Below are 16,169 nucleotides of genomic sequence, written 5' to 3' on the forward strand. Positions count from 1 at the left end.
ATGGCCATCTCCGACGTAGCCGGACCCCTGCCTTTCGATTGGCGCCTCGCGGCAAGGCGCATATTGCGCTCGCCCGCGACGACGATAGCGATGATCGCAGCAGGGATCCTGTGCGGCCTCTACTATCCAGACTTTGCCCATGCGATCAGCCCGGTCGCACAGCTCTACCTGAATTTCCTCAAGATGGTCGTTCTGCCCTACCTGGTCTCGTCGGTCATCTTCTCCATCACGGCGATGGTCCAGGACCCGAAATCGGTCCGCTACCTCGGCAAGGTGGGTATGGCCGTGCTGGTCGTGTCGTTCCTGAGCGTGCTGGTGAGTGGCACATTGTCGTTGATCCTGCAGCCCGGCCAGATCGAGAATCCCCAGTCGCGCATCGAGCTTGGCGAGTTCATCAATTCGCAAGGCAGCGTATCCACCGATCTCGCCTTCCCGTTCCAGCCGCCGCCCTCCAATGGGGATCCCAGCGGCGGGCATTCGATCCTGCTCGACCTGGTGCCGAACAACGTCTTCAATGCATTGGCCTCGGGCCAGACCATCCAGGTCCTGCTGTTCTGCCTGCTTTTCGGGCTCGCTATGGGGAAGATTCCCCAACCCTCGTCCATGAGCCTGACGCAGGCGCTCAACGCGGTCTACCGGGCCTGCACGGTCCTCACCAACTGGTTCATCTGGGGGTTGCCCTTTGCAACCTTCATCCTGATCGCGGACCAGACCGCGTCGACCGGAACCAAGCCACTCACGCTGATGGGCGGTTACCTGCTGGTGATGGGTCTTTCCTGCCTCACATTCGTTGCCGGCGCCTTCGCCATTATCGCCATCCGGTCGCGCCGAAGCTACTGGGCCACGATCAAGACCTGCCAGCCCCTTCTCATGGTGGCCATCACCACACGCTCTACGGTCGCCTCTCTGCCGTGGGTCATCAACCTTTTGAGCGAGCGCCTGCGGTTCAGCCTGGTGGTCGTCGAACTGCTGGTGCCGCTGCAGGCGGCATTGCTGCGCACTGGCCCGGCGCTGCTCTACACTTCGGGTGCGCTGTTCATCGCTCAGCTCTATGGGCACCAGCTTACAGTCCCCGACCTGGTGCTTGTCGGCATCATCTCAGCGCTTCTCGCGCTCACTACCGGCGGCATGGGCAGCCTGCTCATCCTGTCCCAGATGTCCATCGTGTGCGGCTACCTGAAGCTTCCCTTCGAGGCGGCGTTCGCCCTGTTCGTCGCGGTGGATGCGGCCGTGGACACGTTCATGACGCTGGCCAGCGTCTGCACCGTCGCGGCGAGCACGGCAATGATCGCTCCCAGCCACAGGGAGGCGACGCAACCTGAAACCGTCTCGGAACAGCTCGAACCCGAGCCCGTGCGATGATCGACGACAGCATCCGTCCCCAGCTCGGCATTATCGGCGGCCTCGGGCCGCTTGCATCGGCTGACTTCTACTTCAAGCTGACCCGAATGACCCAGGCGTTCAGAGACAACGAACATGTGCCTGCCGTCATCCTCAGCGTCCCGCAGCTGCCCGACAGGACCGCTGCGATCCTTGCCGGCCATGACGGGCCGCTGGCGCCTTTGAAAGCCGCGGTCGCGACGCTCAATGCGCTCGGCGTCGCCTGTATCGCGATGCCGTGCAACACCGCCCATCATTGGTACGGCCAACTGACGGCAAATTCGCACGCGGAGATCATCCATATCGGCGACGCGGTGGTGGCGGAAACGCGTCGTAGCCTGGACCGGGGCCGGGTTGCTGTTCTCGCCACCCAAGGCACGCTGGTCTCCGGCTTCTATCAGGACAGGATATCGGCGGCGGGATTTGAGCTCTGCCTTCCCGCGAGAGCCGAGTTTCAGGAACGCGTCGACAGCGCAATCAGCCTCGTCAAGGCAGGTTCGATCGCGGATGCGGCGGTCGAAACCGAGCGTGCGCTCGATATCGCGCAAGCGGCCGGTGCCGATGCCGCCCTGCTCGGCTGCACCGAACTGTCGGTGGTGGCCGCCAGCCTCGCCGATGTGAATGGATTGGTTGTCATCGACAGCAATGCGGCTCTGGCGCGCGCCTGCCTGACACGATTGGGGTTCGGTGCGCAGGAAGCCCGAGGCCTGCCGACCGTATCGCGGCCGCGGAGACATGACCGGCCGATGCGGGCCAGCTCGGTCGCACTGGCCCAGCCCTATGGATAGAACCTCATAGCATTTCGGAACCCGTTAGCCTTGGCGCGGCACGCCCTTGGCAAGCAGGTAGACGAGATACGGCCCGCCAAGCAGCGAAGCGAACAGGCCGGCGGGCAGTTCGTAGGGAAAGGCCGCCATGCGCGACAGCCAGTCCGAGACGATCATCAGCAGGGCGCCCAGAAGCATCGCCCCGGCAAGATGGACGCGGGCGCGGGAAAAGCCGACCAGCCGGGCAAGGTGCGGCGCGATCAGGCCGACGAAGCTCAACGGGCCGACGACCATGGCAGCCAGCGCGGTCAGCAGCGCGGCAACGACGATCAGCAACAATCGCCCGCCGGCGACCGGCACGCCCAGCCCGCGCGCGCTGTCGGACCCGAGCGGGAGGATGTCGAGCCAGCGGGCGGCGAGGAACAGCGGCAGCGTCAGCGGCAACAGACAGGCGAGTGCTAGCCCTGCATCAAGCGCCGTCGCCTGGCCGGTCGAGCCGCTCAGCCAGCGCAACAGAATGTAGGACTGGGCGTTGCCCATGGCGATCGTCGCGGTGATCGCAGCGCTGCACAGCGCGCTCATGGCGATACCGGCAAGCAGCAGCCGCTCGGCACCGAACTTTGATCGTGCGGCAAGGGCCAGCATGGCAATCAAGGCCGCCAGTGAGCCTAAGGCCGAACCGGCGAGTTGCCAGCCGAGACCGGCCGTGGCGCTGATCATCAGCACGGCTGTCAGGCCGGCACCGGCGCCGGTGCCGACTCCCAGCACTTCGGGGCTTGCCAGCGGGTTGCCGGTGACCCGCTGGATGACGACGCCGGCAGCCGCGAGCATGGCGCCGGCGGCGGCCGCCACGCCGATCCGCGGCGCACGCCAGGCGGCGAGATCGGTTAACAGGTCTCCCCCAGCAATAGACCAGCCGTCCGGACCACGCCCGACGACAAGCGCCACGGTGGCAGCGACAAGCGCCAGCGCAAATAGAAGCAGGATGATGAGCCAGGGCCGGCTGGCCTTGCGCGGTCCTGCCCCGTTGGAGCCGAGATGCGGCCATTCGAAAAGGCGCAGCCGCGGCAACAGCCACAGCAGCAGCGGACCGCCGAGCAGGGCGGTGCCGGCACCGGTCGGAATGCGTTCGCCACCGGAACCGGCGGCCAGCTGTACCAGCCCGTCCGTCAGCCACAGCAGCACGGCGCCGATCAGCGGCGCGGCGATCAGCTTTTGCCGCAGTGTGCGGGCGCCCGAAAGCGTGGCCAGCGCCGGCGCCGCAAGGCCGACGAACCCGATGACGCCAACCTCTGCCGCGACGGTGGTCGCCATCCACACGGCAAGCGCGATGATGAGAAAGCGGCTTGAGTGACGGGCGACGCCCAGGCCGCGTGCCGAGGCATCGTCGAGGCCAAGAATGGTCAGCGGCCGCAGCAGCATCAGCGCCGCGACAGTGCCGGCCGCCAGCCTGATCGTCAGCGCGATGGTCGGCTCCCAGTCCTGCTGGACCAGCGATCCGCCGCCCCAGATGAACAGCGAGAACAGATAGTCGCCATTGGCGAGGATCAGGGCGGCGCTGAGAGAACTCGCGGTCAGCGCCACCATCATTCCGGCGAGCATGACCGACACCGGCTCCAGCCCGCGCCGCCAGGTCAACGCCAGCACCAGCAGCACCGCGGCGGCGCCCCCGGCAAAGGCGACCAGGCCCTGCGACCGCTCCATCAGCAGCGGTGCGTAAAGCGAGGCGATCGTCATGGCCAGTTGCGCGCCGGCCGAAATGCCGAGCGTCGACGGTTCGGCCAGCGGGTTGCGCAGCACATGCTGCAGCAGCAGGCCGGAGAGGCCGAGCACGGCGCCGGCCAGCACCGCCACCGCGGCGCGCGGCAACGTGCTGTAGACCAGGATGATCCGATCGAGATCAACGCCGCCGCCTGGCGGCGCGGCCGGCCACTGCACACCGACGCGCCATGCAAATAGGAGTGCTGCCACTATCGCCAGGAAGCTCCACAGGGCGATTGGCGACAGCGTGACCCCAGACATGGCGCGATGATGGATTGCGCGCTCAGCCATGGCTCTGCCCGGCAAAAGCTGCCGTCGCCAGGCGTGCGAAGCGACGCGCCGACGGCAAGCAGCCGAAATGGTTGACCGGCTCCAGTACGGCAACGCGGTTCTGGCGCACAGCCGGCAGAGCGTTCCACAAGGCATTTGTCGGAAGCGAGCGCCCGACATCCGCCGGCAGTGGCGAGACGATCAGGATCGACGCCTCGGGCACGCGCGCAAGCGCCTCCAATCCGACAGGCGCGGCGGCACTGTAACTTGTCTCGTCGGTCCAGGCATTGACCAGGCCAAGGCGAGACAGCACGTCGCCGAACATGGAATCACGACCGAAGGCGCGGAAGTGGCGCGAGTCGCCGAGGCTGATGACGAAGGCCCGCGCGGGGGAGGGGGGCAAGGTGGCGCGAAGCTGCGTGATCTCGACCGCCGCCTCATCGACGTAGCGCTTCGCCTCGGCCTGCCGTCCCAGCTTTTCGCCCAGGACCAGTGTCGCTGCCTCGGCGAGCGCATAAGGCGGCACGCCGGCCTCGTAGACCGTTTGCGCAAACACCGGCGCGATGCGTTCGAGCATCGGGCGCTGGTATTCGTAGAAATTGGAGATCACGATGAGATCAGGAGCGACGATGCGCAGCAGCTCGTAGTTGGGCGCGCCGCGCAGGCCGAGGTCGGTCACAGTTTGAGAGACAGCAGGCTCCACGGCGATCTTGCGAAACTGGATCAGTTCGGTCGCCGCCACCGGCTCGATGCCGAGTGCCAGCAACGTCTCCAGCATGCCCCAGTCGATCGCGGCAAGGCGCATCGCCGCCGCCTTGGCGGCGACCGGCGGCAGCAGGGCCGCGGCCGCCAGCACAAGCACCTCCCGCCTGTTGGGCAGATGGATCATCGCCGGCGGGTTTTGCACATGGCTACCAAGTCGTGTGCGCCTTCAGCTTGAACGAACGGCCTTCGCCGTAGGAGCAGGTCAGCGTCGTCTGGCAGCTCGACACATAGGTCTTGTCGAGGAGATTGGTGATGTTGAGGTCGATACCCCAGTTCTCTTTCTCGTAGCCGAGTTTCAGGTCGGCCAGAGCGACGGCCGGCACCTTCGCCGTGTTCTCATTGTCGGCCCATGAGGAGCCGATATAGCGAACGCCGCCGCCGATCGAGATGCCGTCATACCAGTCGCCACGGAAGGTGTAGTCGACCGAGGCGGAGGCCATAACCTCGGGCACGATGAAGGGCGTCTTGCCGATCACCGAGATACCGCCGTTCTCCCTGTGGTTAAAGTCATCGTCCTTGGTGATCTTGATGTCATAGGCGGTGAATGCGCCCGTTACCCGGAAGTCGTCGGTGATGTTGACCTTGCCTTCGAGTTCGATGCCTCGCGAGCGCACTTCGCCTGTCTGGACCTGCGCGAACGCGCTGACGTTCGAAGCCACATTCTGACGGGTGAGGTCGAAGAGCGACACGGTGAACAGGCCGTCGATGAAGGTCGGCACATATTTGATGCCAACCTCGTATTGCTGGCCCGTTTCCGGCTTGAACAGGTCGCCGGTTACAGTGGTGCCGATAATCGGGTTGAAGAAGGTGGCGAAGCTGACATAGGGGGTGACGCCATTGTCGAATTCGTAGGCCAGCCCTGCGCGGCCGGAGAAATCGCCGACGGTTTGGCTCAGGGAGCTGGAGCTGCTGGAGTAGAAGGTCGGACGGTAATCGGCTTCGAGCCAGCCACGGTCGTAGCGGCCGTTCAGCGTCACCAGCCAGCCATCGCCAAAACGCAATTGGTCCTGGGCATAGAAGCCGAGCTGCTTCTGGGTCAGATCCTGGTTGAGGTAGCTGACGCGTGGCGTCAAAGGTGCACCGTAGATGGGGTCGAAAGCATCGATCGGCGGGGTTGTTCCGAAGATCGCCGACGACTGCACCTGGTCGATGTTGTAATATTTGTAGTCGATGCCGGCCAGCAGCGTGTGTTCGATCGGACCGGTCTCCACCTTGCCCTCGATCTGCAGGTCCGACAGGAATGTCATCGCATCGGTATCGTGACCGAAATTGATGCGGTTCAGTTGCGTCGATGTCGGGCTCACCCAGCCGTTGGGATAGACGCTGACCTCGTCGATATCGGCAGCGCTGAAGCGCGTGTTGGAGCGCACCGTCCAGTCATTGTCGAAAATGTGCTCGAACTCATAGCCGATCGAGCCCTGTTCACGCCTGTAGAGGTCGACGGACGGCTCGGTGAAATTGGCATCGGGGTCGATGCGTCCGTAGTTTACACCGCCAATAATCCGGTCTGTGACCGTGCCACTGTAAGGCAGGAAACTGCCGCCGTTGTGGTTCTCGTCGATGTGGCTGTAATTGGCCAGGATGGTCAGCGTGGTCGCTTCGTCCGGCTTCCAGGTAATGCTGGGCGAGATGAAGCCGCGCCAGCCATTTTGCAGGTCGCTATAGGTGTCGCCGCCGGCGACCTTGCCCGTCATGCGGTAGCTGACCACGCCATTGTTGGCCACGTCGCCAATGTCGAAGCCGAGATAGACATTGCCGGCATCGTTGACGCCGGTTTCGACGTAGCGCTTGCGTTCGAACTCCGGCCGCTTGCCGACATAGTTGACCAGGCCACCGGGATTGCTGCCGCCATAGAGTACGGAGGCCGGGCCCTTCAGCACCTCGATGCGCTCAAGCCCGAAGCTATCGACATAGAAGCCGCCGAAGGCATAGCTGAACAGTTGCAACCCATCCATGTAGGTTCCGGTGGCCGTCGCATCGAAGCCACGGATGTACAGCCAGTTGGTGTCGCTGTCGGGGCCGAAGGGCTGCGCGAAGACGCCGGCCGTATAGCGGAGTGCTTCGTCGGCTTTCTGTGCGCCCTGGTCGTCGATCTCTTGACGGCCGACCACCGAGACGGATTGCGGGATGTCCTTGATGTCGGTCGCCGTCTTGGAGCCGGTCCTGCTTTTCTTGGCGACGACGCCTTTGACCGGTCCGGTCGCGCCGTCGCCGGCCTCGCCCTCGACCACCACCGGTTCAAGCTGGGTGCTGGTTTGCACAGCCTGCGCGAACGCGGCCATTGGCGGGAACATCGCGACTGCGGCGACACTGGCCGCCAGAAGCGCCTTCATCCGGTAAATTCTGCTCATCAGGAAAGTCCCCGCCTGTCGACATTGAGATACTTGATCATTTATCTCAACTTATCTGCGGGTCATTGGATGGAATTGGACGGTTTGTCCATTCTTGTCCAAACGAGGGACATCGCGGTGCGATGTTGCGGAAATGTCACTGGCGACTGGTGCTCCTCATCCAGGCGCCGGGCGTCACGCCGACAATCGACTTGAACACACGCGTCAGATGCGCCTGGTCGAAAAACCCCGTTGCCTCGGCGATGTCGCCAAGTGAAGCGGCGTCACGCGCCATCATCGCCTTGGCCCTGTCGACCCGCGCCTGCATTTGCCAGCGATGCGGCGGCACGCCCGTCGCCGCCTTGAAGGCATGACTCATCGCGGTTTCGGACAGGCCGGCCAGCGCGGCGAGATCGGCAAGCCGGATCCTGCCCAGGCAATGCGCATCTATGTAGTCGGTGACGAGGCGCAGCTTGCGGCGCGACAGTGGCGACCGCCGCCTGGCGGTATCAGGCTGGTCTATCTGGAACAGGCTTGCGAACAACGCATTGAGCAGGCCCTCGCCATAGAGATCATGCAGAGGCTGGTCGCTGCCGCATTCGGCGGCGATCAGGCCGGCAAGCATGGCGATCCGGTCGTCGCGAAACTGGAAGCGCGACATCCGCAAGGCCTCATGGTCAAGGCTGCGGCCGAAGCGGCGCGTCAGCGCTGCGGCGCCGAAATGCAGGTCGAGATGCCGGATCCGGCGCAGGCCCTCGACCCGGCCGCGGATCGGCACGCCGGCCGGTATGTAAGCCATGGAAAAAGCCTGGTCGTGGCGGCGCAACTCGCCCTTGGCGCCTTCGACGAAAAAGGCGCCATCGCCATCCACATCGAGCGCGACAAACAGCCGGGGGTCGGGAGAGACGTAATAGCCTTCGGCCTTGTCACCGCATGAGACATCCCAGAGGTCGGCGACCACGCCGTCCCAGACATGCCATTTCAGGTCGCCGATGACTGAAAAGCCCTCAATCCGGCTTTCCATGCGCGCAACGAAGGTCAAGTCCTGTGATCCCAGTCATAATACATGATAAAAAGCATCATGTTTATGCCCGGTTGGCGACCGCATCGCAAGCCCTTGCTTTGCGGCTGCTCGAAGGTCGGCCGGAACCAATGCCGCTCGGGCAGTAGGGCCTCAAACGCTTTCGAGATAGGTCTCGATCTCGAAATCGCTGACATTGAGCGCGAACGTGTTCAGCTCTTGGCGTTTGCAGGCAACGAAAGAGTCGCGCAGGATTGCCGGGAAGATCTCCGCCACATGGGTCCCGCCTTCGAAGGCGGCGATCGCGGACGCCCAGTCCGGCGGAAGCTTTGCCGGTGGCAGTCCCTGGCCGTCAGTGCCGATCGGATCACCTGGCGATATTTGTCTTTCGATGCCTGTCAGTGCGGCGCCCAATATGGCCGCGAGCACCAGATAGGGATTGGCGTCCGCTCCCGAAACGCGATGCTCTATGCGGCGTGCAGCGGTCGGTCCGCCGGGAATGCGGATCGCGACCATGCGGTTCTCATAACCCCAGGCGACCGCGGTCGGCGCATAGGACCTTGGACGCAGCCTGCGGTAGGAATTGAAGTGTGGTGCGAACACCAGCGTGCTCTCGGCCATCGCCGCAAGCAGACCGCCGACCGCATGGCGCATGATCTCCGAGCCCTGATCGGTGCCGTCGTCGAAGACATTGCGCCCCTCGCCGTCGACCAGGCTGAAATGAACGTGAAAGCCATTGCCGGCCCGGTCGCCATAGGGCTTGGCCATGAAACAGGCGGCAAAGCCGTGCTTGCGGGCAATGCCCTTCACCGTGCGCTTGAACAGCACCGCATCGTCGGCAGCCCGCAAGGCGTCCGCGACATGGTTCAGATTGATCTCGAACTGACCGACACCGTTTTCGGCGATGGCCGTATCGACCGGAATGCCTTGCGTCCGGCAGGCCTCGTAGACGTCATGGATGAAGGATTCGAAGTCGTCGATCTCGTCGATCGACAGCGCCGCATCGGAATCGAGGCGGCGCCCGGTCACCGGTGAGACAGGCCCGACCGGCCGCTGCGATTGCGGATCGACAAGGTAGAATTCGAGTTCCGTTGCCGCGACCGGGGTCAGGCCCAAGGCCTTGTAGCGATCGAGGATGCGGGCCAGCGCCCGTCGCGGGTCGCCGAGATAGGGAGCTCCGCTTTCGTCGGCAAGCCAGAGCGGGACGAGCGCCGTCGGATGCGCCGTCCACGCCACCGGCAGAATGCCGCGCCCGGTCCACTGGCACAGTCCGTCGGCATCGCCGGTCGAGAATACCAGGCTGTTGCCTTCGATATCCTCGCCCCAGACATCGAGCCCGATCAGCGAAAAAGGCATGCGCAGCTTGCCTTCCAACGCCTTCCTTGCCTGCTCGACGGGAATGCGCTTGCCGCGCATGATGCCGTTGAGGTCGCACACCGCGGCCCTCAGGCTCTGGATGTCGGTTCTGCTTTCAAGCCAGTTCAAAACGTCCGCAATTGCATCGCTCAATTTATAACCTCTGGTTTTGAAGGTCCCGCAAGCCTGATCGGCTGCACTGTCCCTGGTAAAGATAGCTTGTGAGTTTTCGAGAAACAGACCCGGCTGTCGCCAAGGGCTTTTCCTTATTTTTTCAAGTCACTAGCTGGGATGTCGGGAGGCATTTCAAAACCAATTGCGCGATCTGCGATCGCAACATAGAGGCAAGAGGACGGAAAGCCAAGGGGCATTCGGGCAGTGATGTCGGCCCCCAGCGCTTGGGCCGATGCCTGCTTCTTCGACGAGAAAGTCTTGACGTTGACGAACCGCATGCCTTGGCGATTGGCGGAAATATCGATCACTTCGTCATCCACGGGCGGAGCAAGGAGCGTAGCGACGCGGTGCAGACCCGAGGATCCATGCCGCGATGTCTGAGCGTTGCTGCGGTGCAGAATTCTGCGCCGTTGCATTCTTCGACCAAGGTCGCGGCATGGATCCCAGGGTCTCCGCGACGGAGCTTCGCTCCTGCTTCGCCCAGGGATGACGACGTTGGGGAGGCTTCAGCCAATCTCGGAGGTTTTGCGATAGTCCGCTGAAAGGAACGATAGGCGGCGCCTTTTGAGGGGTCCATTCTAACCTCTCGCCTTCAGAAATCTCGCCTGCTGCAGGATGTGCGCGGCGCCTTCGTCGATATCGCGCATGATGGCAGCGCGGGCGCGCTCCCCGTCCTGGGCCTCGATCGCCGCGACGACTTCCTCGTGAAAGTCGATGTCGAGAATGGAGGCGAGGTCATCCTCGAACCCCATGGCGAGGTTCCTGAGGAAAGGGCCGACCTGCATCCATACGGTCTCGATCAGGAAGATCATCTGCTCGTTGCCGCAATGGCGATAGATCGAGAATTTGAAGTCGTGGTTCTTGCGCAGATAATCGTCGATATCGCCCTTGCGGGCGGCCAGGGTCAAGTCGGTGCAGTGGCGTCGGATCGTCCGCAGATTGTTGCCGTTGATGCGTTTTGTAGCAAGCTCGGTCGCCGAGCCTTCGAGGATCGTCCGCACGGCGGTCAGTTGCGAAAACCGTTCGGCCGAAATGATCGGCACCTCGACGCTGCCGTTCGGCATCGGGCTGAGCGCCCGCAGTGCCTGCAGCCGCATGAAGGCGCTGCGCACCGGCATGTCGCTGGTGCCGAGTTCCTTGGCGAGTTTTCGCGACGTCAGCTTCTGGCCCGGCACGAACTGGCCGGACATCAGCGCCCGCACGAGTTCCAGATAGACTTTTTCATGCAAGGGAACGCTGTCGACGGCGGTTAACCCGAATTGTGTTTTGTCGGCCATTGGCGGGGGTGCTACTTCATTCGTTCTGAAATCTGTGCAGCAGGCTGGTTTCGCCGCTGGGATTCTGCGTGGCCGAGCCCGACGAGAACGCCGAAGTCAGCGATTTATCAAGCACATGATAGACGCTTCGATTATTGCGCGGCAAGCCAACGCGTCACCTGCCGACTGTTGTATCAGGCAAACTTTTCCACCGACGGTTTCGAGTCTTCCGGGTGCGTGCACGGAGCCTCCCCAGGGCTCGGCATTGTCTATCTAAAATGCGAATAAAAAGCATTGGCTATGAGAATTAATGCTTTTCAGTCACACAAAATGATGAAATGGTTGCGTCGAGGGAATGGGAGTGAATGAATGCGCAATGTCAGCGGGCATGGCAAGCGGCTGTCCTATTACGACTTCGGGCATACGACGGTTTATGCGTCCCGCTTCGACCAGCGCTTCCCCTATTGTGCCTATGTTCCCGACGACTATGCCGAGGACGGCGACAAGACCTATCCGCTGGCGGTGATCGTCCACGGCACCGAGCGCGGTATGCTCGCCTATCGCGACGCCTTTGCGGATTTTGCCGAAGCCAATGGCGTCATCGTGCTCGCCCCGCTTTTCCCGGCCAACATCTGTTTTCCCGGCGATCTCTCTTCCTACAAGATGCTGCGCGAGGGCGACCTCCACTACGACGCCGTCATGCTCGACATGATCGAGGAGATGCGCGAGCGCTACCGGATCCGCGGCGACCGCGTGATGATGTACGGCTTCTCCGGCGGCGGCCATTTCACCCACCGTTTCCTGTTCCTGCATCCCGAACGCCTGCTGGCCGCATCGATCGGCGCGCCGGGCGTCGTCACCTTGCTCGACTTCGATTACGATTTCTGGGTCGGCGTGCGCGATTTCGAGGGTGTGTTCGGCAAGAAGGTCGATCTCGATGCGATGCGCAAGGTCGCCGTGCAGATGGTGATCGGCGGCGACGATAAAGAGACCTGGGAAATCACCATCACGCCGCAGGACGCCTGGTGGATGCCGGGTGCGGATCTCGCCGGCGCCAACCGCAACGACAGGATGCGGTCGTTGAAGGGCAGCCTGGAGAAGCACGGCGTGGCCGTGCAGCTGGATGTCGTGCCTGGGATCAAACATGACGACCGCGACCTCATAGGCAAGGTCAAGGAATTCTTCGCGCGGACGTTGAATGGGGACGCCGCGCCAGTCTGAAAAAAGACTTCTGAAAAAACTGCAGTCAACAATGCTGGAGATAAAAAATGGGAACAGGTTTGGTAATGGGAAGACGATTGGTAGGGGTGGTTGCCGCGATCGCCATGATGGCCTGCGCACTGCCGGCAATGGCGCAGGAGCAGCCGAAAACGGGCGGCACGCTCAAGGTCCGCATCAATGCCGACATTCGCGCCACCGACGGGATTAATCGCGACGCGAACACCGACACGGTGCTGCACCAGATATTCGAAACGCTGGTCGCCTATCGTGCCGATCTCACCACAGGGCCGGCTCTCGCTGAATCCTGGAAGATATCGGATGACGGCAAGACCTATACATTCACGCTGCGTGACGGCGCCGTCTTCCACAATGGCGATGCGGTAACGTCGGCCGATGTCAAATGGAACTGGACCCGCCGCCTGGATCCGGCCAACCAGTGGCTCTGCATTCCGCTCTTCAACGGCAGCCAGGGGCTCAAGATAGAGGCGATTGACACGCCGGATACGCGCACCGTGGCCTTCAAGCTCAATGCGCCCAATGCGCTGTTCCTGGCGCAACTCGCCAATGTCCAATGCGATAGCTGGGTTGCCAGTCCGAAGAATGCAGGCGCCGACGGCAAATGGATCGCCGATTCCGCCATCGGCAGCGGTCCCTTCAAGCTGAAGGAATGGGTCAAGGGCCAGTATATCGACCTGCAACGCTTCGACGCCTATAAGCCGTTGAAGGAGGCGTCGAGCGCCCTGGCCGGCAGCCGCCAGGCCTATGTCGACGACGTCCGCTTCATGGTCATTCCCGACACGGCAGCGGCGGAGACCGCGCTGTTCGCCGGTGAGATCGACGTGCTGCCCGGCCTTGAATCGGCGCGTGTCGAGGAAGCTAAGTCGCGCGGCATGACGGTGCTGTCGACGCCGGGCCTGTCGTGGACGGCGATCCTGCTGCAGACCAAGGATCCGCTGCTGTCGAACGCTAGGATACGTGAGGCGCTCGCGCACGCTGTCGACATCAACCAGATCGCCGCCGCCCGCACCAACGGCGTCGCCACCGGCGACCCCTCCGCCGTCGCCCAGGCAAGCTCGTTCTTCGACAACGACTTCCTCAAATGGCCCGAATACGACCCGGCCAAGGCGAAGGCGCTGCTCGATGAAGCCGGCTACAAGGGCGAGCCGATCAAGATCCAGACCAACACCCGCTACCAGGGCATGTATGAGAATGCCGTGCTCATGCAGGCGATGCTGACGGCTGCCGGCTTCAATGCCCAGCTTGAAGTGCTGGACTGGGCGGCACAGCTCGACAACTACCTGGCCGGCAAGTTCCAGGTCCAGTCGTTCGGCTATTCCGCGCGCCTCGATCCATCGCTGATGTACGGCGTCATCCTTGGCGACAAGGCCACCGACCCGACGGCGCAGTGGGACAACAAGGAGGCCTTCGAGCTCTACATGAAATCGATGGGCACCACCGACCCGGAGCAACGCAAGACGCTGTTCAAGCAGCTTCACGCGCTGATGATCAAGGACGTGCCGATCCTCGGCCTCTACTACGAGCCCTCGATCGACGCCGTCTCACCGAAGGTGAAGGGATATACCGTATGGCCGGCTGAGAACACGCGGACTTGGGGTGTCTGGAAAAGCGAGTAAGTACAAGCGATCTCGCTCGTGATTGGAAAAGGCCGGAGGCGCGTTGCCTCCGGCCTTTCGTTTGTCGGCGCGATAACCAGTTCCTCGACACGGTGATTTTGACCGAGTTGAGGTCTGCCGGCGGGCAACATCCATCGCGCATTTCAGCGGACTATCGCACTCCGTGGAGATTGGCCGAAGCCTCTCCGACTTCGTCATCCCTGGCGAAGCAGGAGCGAAGCTCCGTCGCGGAGACCCGAGGATCCTGCCGCGACTTCAAAGCGCCGCCACGGTGCAGAGCCTCTGCGGGACGCTGGCGGGACAGCACCCCCCTCTGTCCTGCCGGACATCTCCCTCCTTGCGGGGGAGATGTCCGGCAGGACAGAGGGGGGTCCGCCGACATCGGGCAAATTCATCACCGCAAGCGACACTCGCAGGTCGCAGCATGGATCCTCGGGTCTGCGCGTCCGCTCCGCCCGGTGGATGACGAAGCGACGGACGTTGCCCCAGATGGGGTCGCCGGCAATGGCGCCAGATGCGAACTGAGCCTCGTCAAGCCGTTCGCCACCCATCGAAACTGACGGATAGCGTCAGATCTCCGGTATCAGGCCAAAGGGTGTCATCATTGCACCGCCGCCCGCTTGGCGCCGGCGCCATCGGCGAAGCGGCGGTCGATCAGCATCGCCGCGTCGAGCAGGGAGCGCGTGTAGGGGTGCTGCGGGTTGTCGAAGACGTCGTCGCGGTCACCGATCTCGACGATCCGCCCGTCCTGCATGACGGCAACGCGGTCGGCGACCTGTTCGACGGCACCGAGATCATGCGAGACGAACAGGCAGGCGAAGCCATAGCGTTCCTGCAGCGACCGGATCAAAAGCAGGATCTGCTTCTGCACGGTCATGTCGAGCGCCGAGACCGGCTCGTCCGCGACAACGAAAGCTGGCCGCCTGGCGATGGCGCGCGCGATCGCGACACGCTGGCGCTGGCCGCCCGACAGTTCGTGCGGGAAGCGTTGGAGAAGCTCGCGCGTCAGGCCGACTTCATCGAAGATTTCGTCGACGCGAATAGTGCGCTTCCTGCCGTCCATGCCCGCATCGAGCTTCAACGGCTCGGCGACGATGTCGGCGATCCGCTGGCGTGGATCGAGCGACGAATAGGGATCCTGGAAAACGATCTGCATGTCGCGGCGCTGGGCGCGGGCATCGACCGAACGGCCATTCGCAATCGTCTTGCCGAGAAACGTGATCGTGCCCGAGGACGGTTTGACCAGGCCGACGATCGCCCGCCCGAGCGTCGTCTTGCCTGAGCCCGACGCGCCGACCAGGGCCAGCGTCTCGCCGCGCCGGATCGTCAGGCCGACGCCGTCGACGGCGCGCTTCGGTTCGGTGCGGGTAAACAGCCGGCGGCGGCCCGGATAGTCGATGACGACGTTGCTGATCTCGATAAGCGGGTCGCCTGACGAAGCCGCTCTCGATCCGCCGGCGCTGCGTTTGGGCAAGGCATCCACCAGCCGCCTGGTGTACTCATGCCGCGGCGAGTGCAGCACTTCAGCGCTGTTGCCTTGTTCGACGGCCTTGCCCTCGCGCATCACCACGACGTTGTCCACATAATGCGACACCATGCCGAGGTCGTGGCTGATCAACAGGACGGCCGTCCTGTTCTCACGTGTCAGCTCGGTCATCAGGTCGAGCACGTCGCGCTGCACCAGCGTGTCGAGCGCGGTGGTCGGCTCGTCGGCGATCAACAGGCGCGGCTTCAACAGCATGACCGAGGCAAGCATGATGCGCTGGCGCATGCCGCCCGAGAATTCATGCGGATAGGCGACGAGGCACTTGCCGGGATCCTTGATCTGGATTCGCTCCAGCATCGCCAGCGAGCGATCCCTGATCTCGGCGCGCGGCATCCGGCGATGCAGGCGCAGCCCTTCGGCCATCTGCTCGCCGATGGTGATGGCGGGATTGAGCGAGACCATCGGCTCCTGGAACACCATGCCGACCTGCGCGCCGCGGATCGCCCGCAATGTCTTCGGTTCGAGGCGGGTCAGGTCATACCCGTCGAAGCGGATTTCGCTGTCCGGCGTCGTCACCAGCGGGGCAGGCAGCAGGCCGAGGATCGAACGGGCGGCCATCGTCTTGCCGGATCCGGATTCGCCGACCAGCGCCAGCATGTCACCGGGCGCGAGGTCGAAGCTGAGCTCGTCGACGATGCGCTTTCCGGCTGGCCCGGCCGAGATCGACAGGCTTCGCACTGAAAGCATC

The 16,169-nt window shown here is 63.3% G+C and carries 12 protein-coding genes; 4 read left to right on the top strand and 8 right to left on the bottom strand.

Translation table 11 applies throughout. From position 1 onward, the window contains the following. Positions 1 to 1,362 (top strand): dicarboxylate/amino acid:cation symporter, encoded by a 1,362-nt coding sequence (locus ACFOJ9_RS08535; RefSeq protein WP_378978469.1) that lies wholly within the window; start codon positions 1 to 3, stop codon positions 1,360 to 1,362. Then, positions 1,359 to 2,168 (top strand): aspartate/glutamate racemase family protein, encoded by an 810-nt coding sequence (locus ACFOJ9_RS08540; RefSeq protein WP_378978470.1) that lies wholly within the window; start codon positions 1,359 to 1,361, stop codon positions 2,166 to 2,168. Before ACFOJ9_RS08535 ends, ACFOJ9_RS08540 begins: the two co-directional genes overlap by 4 nt. Before the next feature lie 24 nt (positions 2,169 to 2,192). Here ACFOJ9_RS08540 and fhuB read toward each other — a convergent pair whose 3' ends face one another. The 7 genes from fhuB to ACFOJ9_RS08575 all read right to left on the bottom strand — a co-directional run bounded on the left by fhuB (position 2,193) and on the right by ACFOJ9_RS08575 (position 11,101). Further along, positions 2,193 to 4,199, bottom strand: coding sequence for a Fe(3+)-hydroxamate ABC transporter permease FhuB (fhuB, locus tag ACFOJ9_RS08545; RefSeq protein WP_378978471.1), 2,007 nt, complete (start codon positions 4,197 to 4,199; stop codon positions 2,193 to 2,195). Continuing rightward, a complete protein-coding gene (locus tag ACFOJ9_RS08550) occupies positions 4,192 to 5,067 on the bottom strand; it encodes an iron-siderophore ABC transporter substrate-binding protein (protein WP_378978472.1) in 876 nt (291 codons plus the stop codon). Before ACFOJ9_RS08550 ends, fhuB begins: the two co-directional genes overlap by 8 nt. 22 nt (positions 5,068 to 5,089) lie before the next feature. Beyond that, on the bottom strand, positions 5,090 to 7,294 hold the full coding sequence (locus tag ACFOJ9_RS08555; protein WP_378978473.1) for a TonB-dependent siderophore receptor: 2,205 nt from the start codon (positions 7,292 to 7,294) through the stop codon (positions 5,090 to 5,092). Positions 7,295 to 7,430: 136 nt separating this feature from the next. Next, a complete protein-coding gene (locus tag ACFOJ9_RS08560) occupies positions 7,431 to 8,315 on the bottom strand; it encodes a helix-turn-helix transcriptional regulator (RefSeq protein ID WP_378978474.1) in 885 nt (294 codons plus the stop codon). A 132-nt stretch (positions 8,316 to 8,447) separates the two neighbouring features. Beyond that, on the bottom strand, positions 8,448 to 9,803 hold the full coding sequence (locus ACFOJ9_RS08565) for a glutamine synthetase family protein (protein WP_378978475.1): 1,356 nt from the start codon (positions 9,801 to 9,803) through the stop codon (positions 8,448 to 8,450). A gap of 113 nt (positions 9,804 to 9,916) precedes the next feature. Then, a complete protein-coding gene (locus tag ACFOJ9_RS08570; RefSeq protein ID WP_378978476.1) occupies positions 9,917 to 10,132 on the bottom strand; it encodes a hypothetical protein in 216 nt (71 codons plus the stop codon). Positions 10,133 to 10,402: 270 nt separating this feature from the next. Next, positions 10,403 to 11,101 (bottom strand): GntR family transcriptional regulator, encoded by a 699-nt coding sequence (locus ACFOJ9_RS08575; protein ID WP_378978477.1) that lies wholly within the window; start codon positions 11,099 to 11,101, stop codon positions 10,403 to 10,405. 348 nt (positions 11,102 to 11,449) lie between these two features. Between ACFOJ9_RS08575 and ACFOJ9_RS08580 the strand changes: the two genes are divergently transcribed. Beyond that, positions 11,450 to 12,301, top strand: a complete 852-nt coding sequence (locus ACFOJ9_RS08580) for an alpha/beta hydrolase (protein ID WP_378978478.1) — start codon at positions 11,450 to 11,452, stop codon at positions 12,299 to 12,301. A 47-nt stretch (positions 12,302 to 12,348) separates the two neighbouring features. Continuing rightward, a complete protein-coding gene (locus tag ACFOJ9_RS08585; protein WP_378978479.1) occupies positions 12,349 to 13,935 on the top strand; it encodes an ABC transporter substrate-binding protein in 1,587 nt (528 codons plus the stop codon). A 601-nt stretch (positions 13,936 to 14,536) separates the two neighbouring features. Here ACFOJ9_RS08585 and ACFOJ9_RS08590 read toward each other — a convergent pair. Further along, on the bottom strand, positions 14,537 to 16,168 hold the full coding sequence (locus ACFOJ9_RS08590) for an ABC transporter ATP-binding protein (protein ID WP_378987656.1): 1,632 nt from the start codon (positions 16,166 to 16,168) through the stop codon (positions 14,537 to 14,539). Position 16,169: the final 1 nt, after the last annotated feature.

The organism is Mesorhizobium cantuariense (genome assembly GCF_042647205.1).
Taxonomy (GTDB): Bacteria; Pseudomonadota; Alphaproteobacteria; order Rhizobiales; family Rhizobiaceae; genus Mesorhizobium; species Mesorhizobium cantuariense.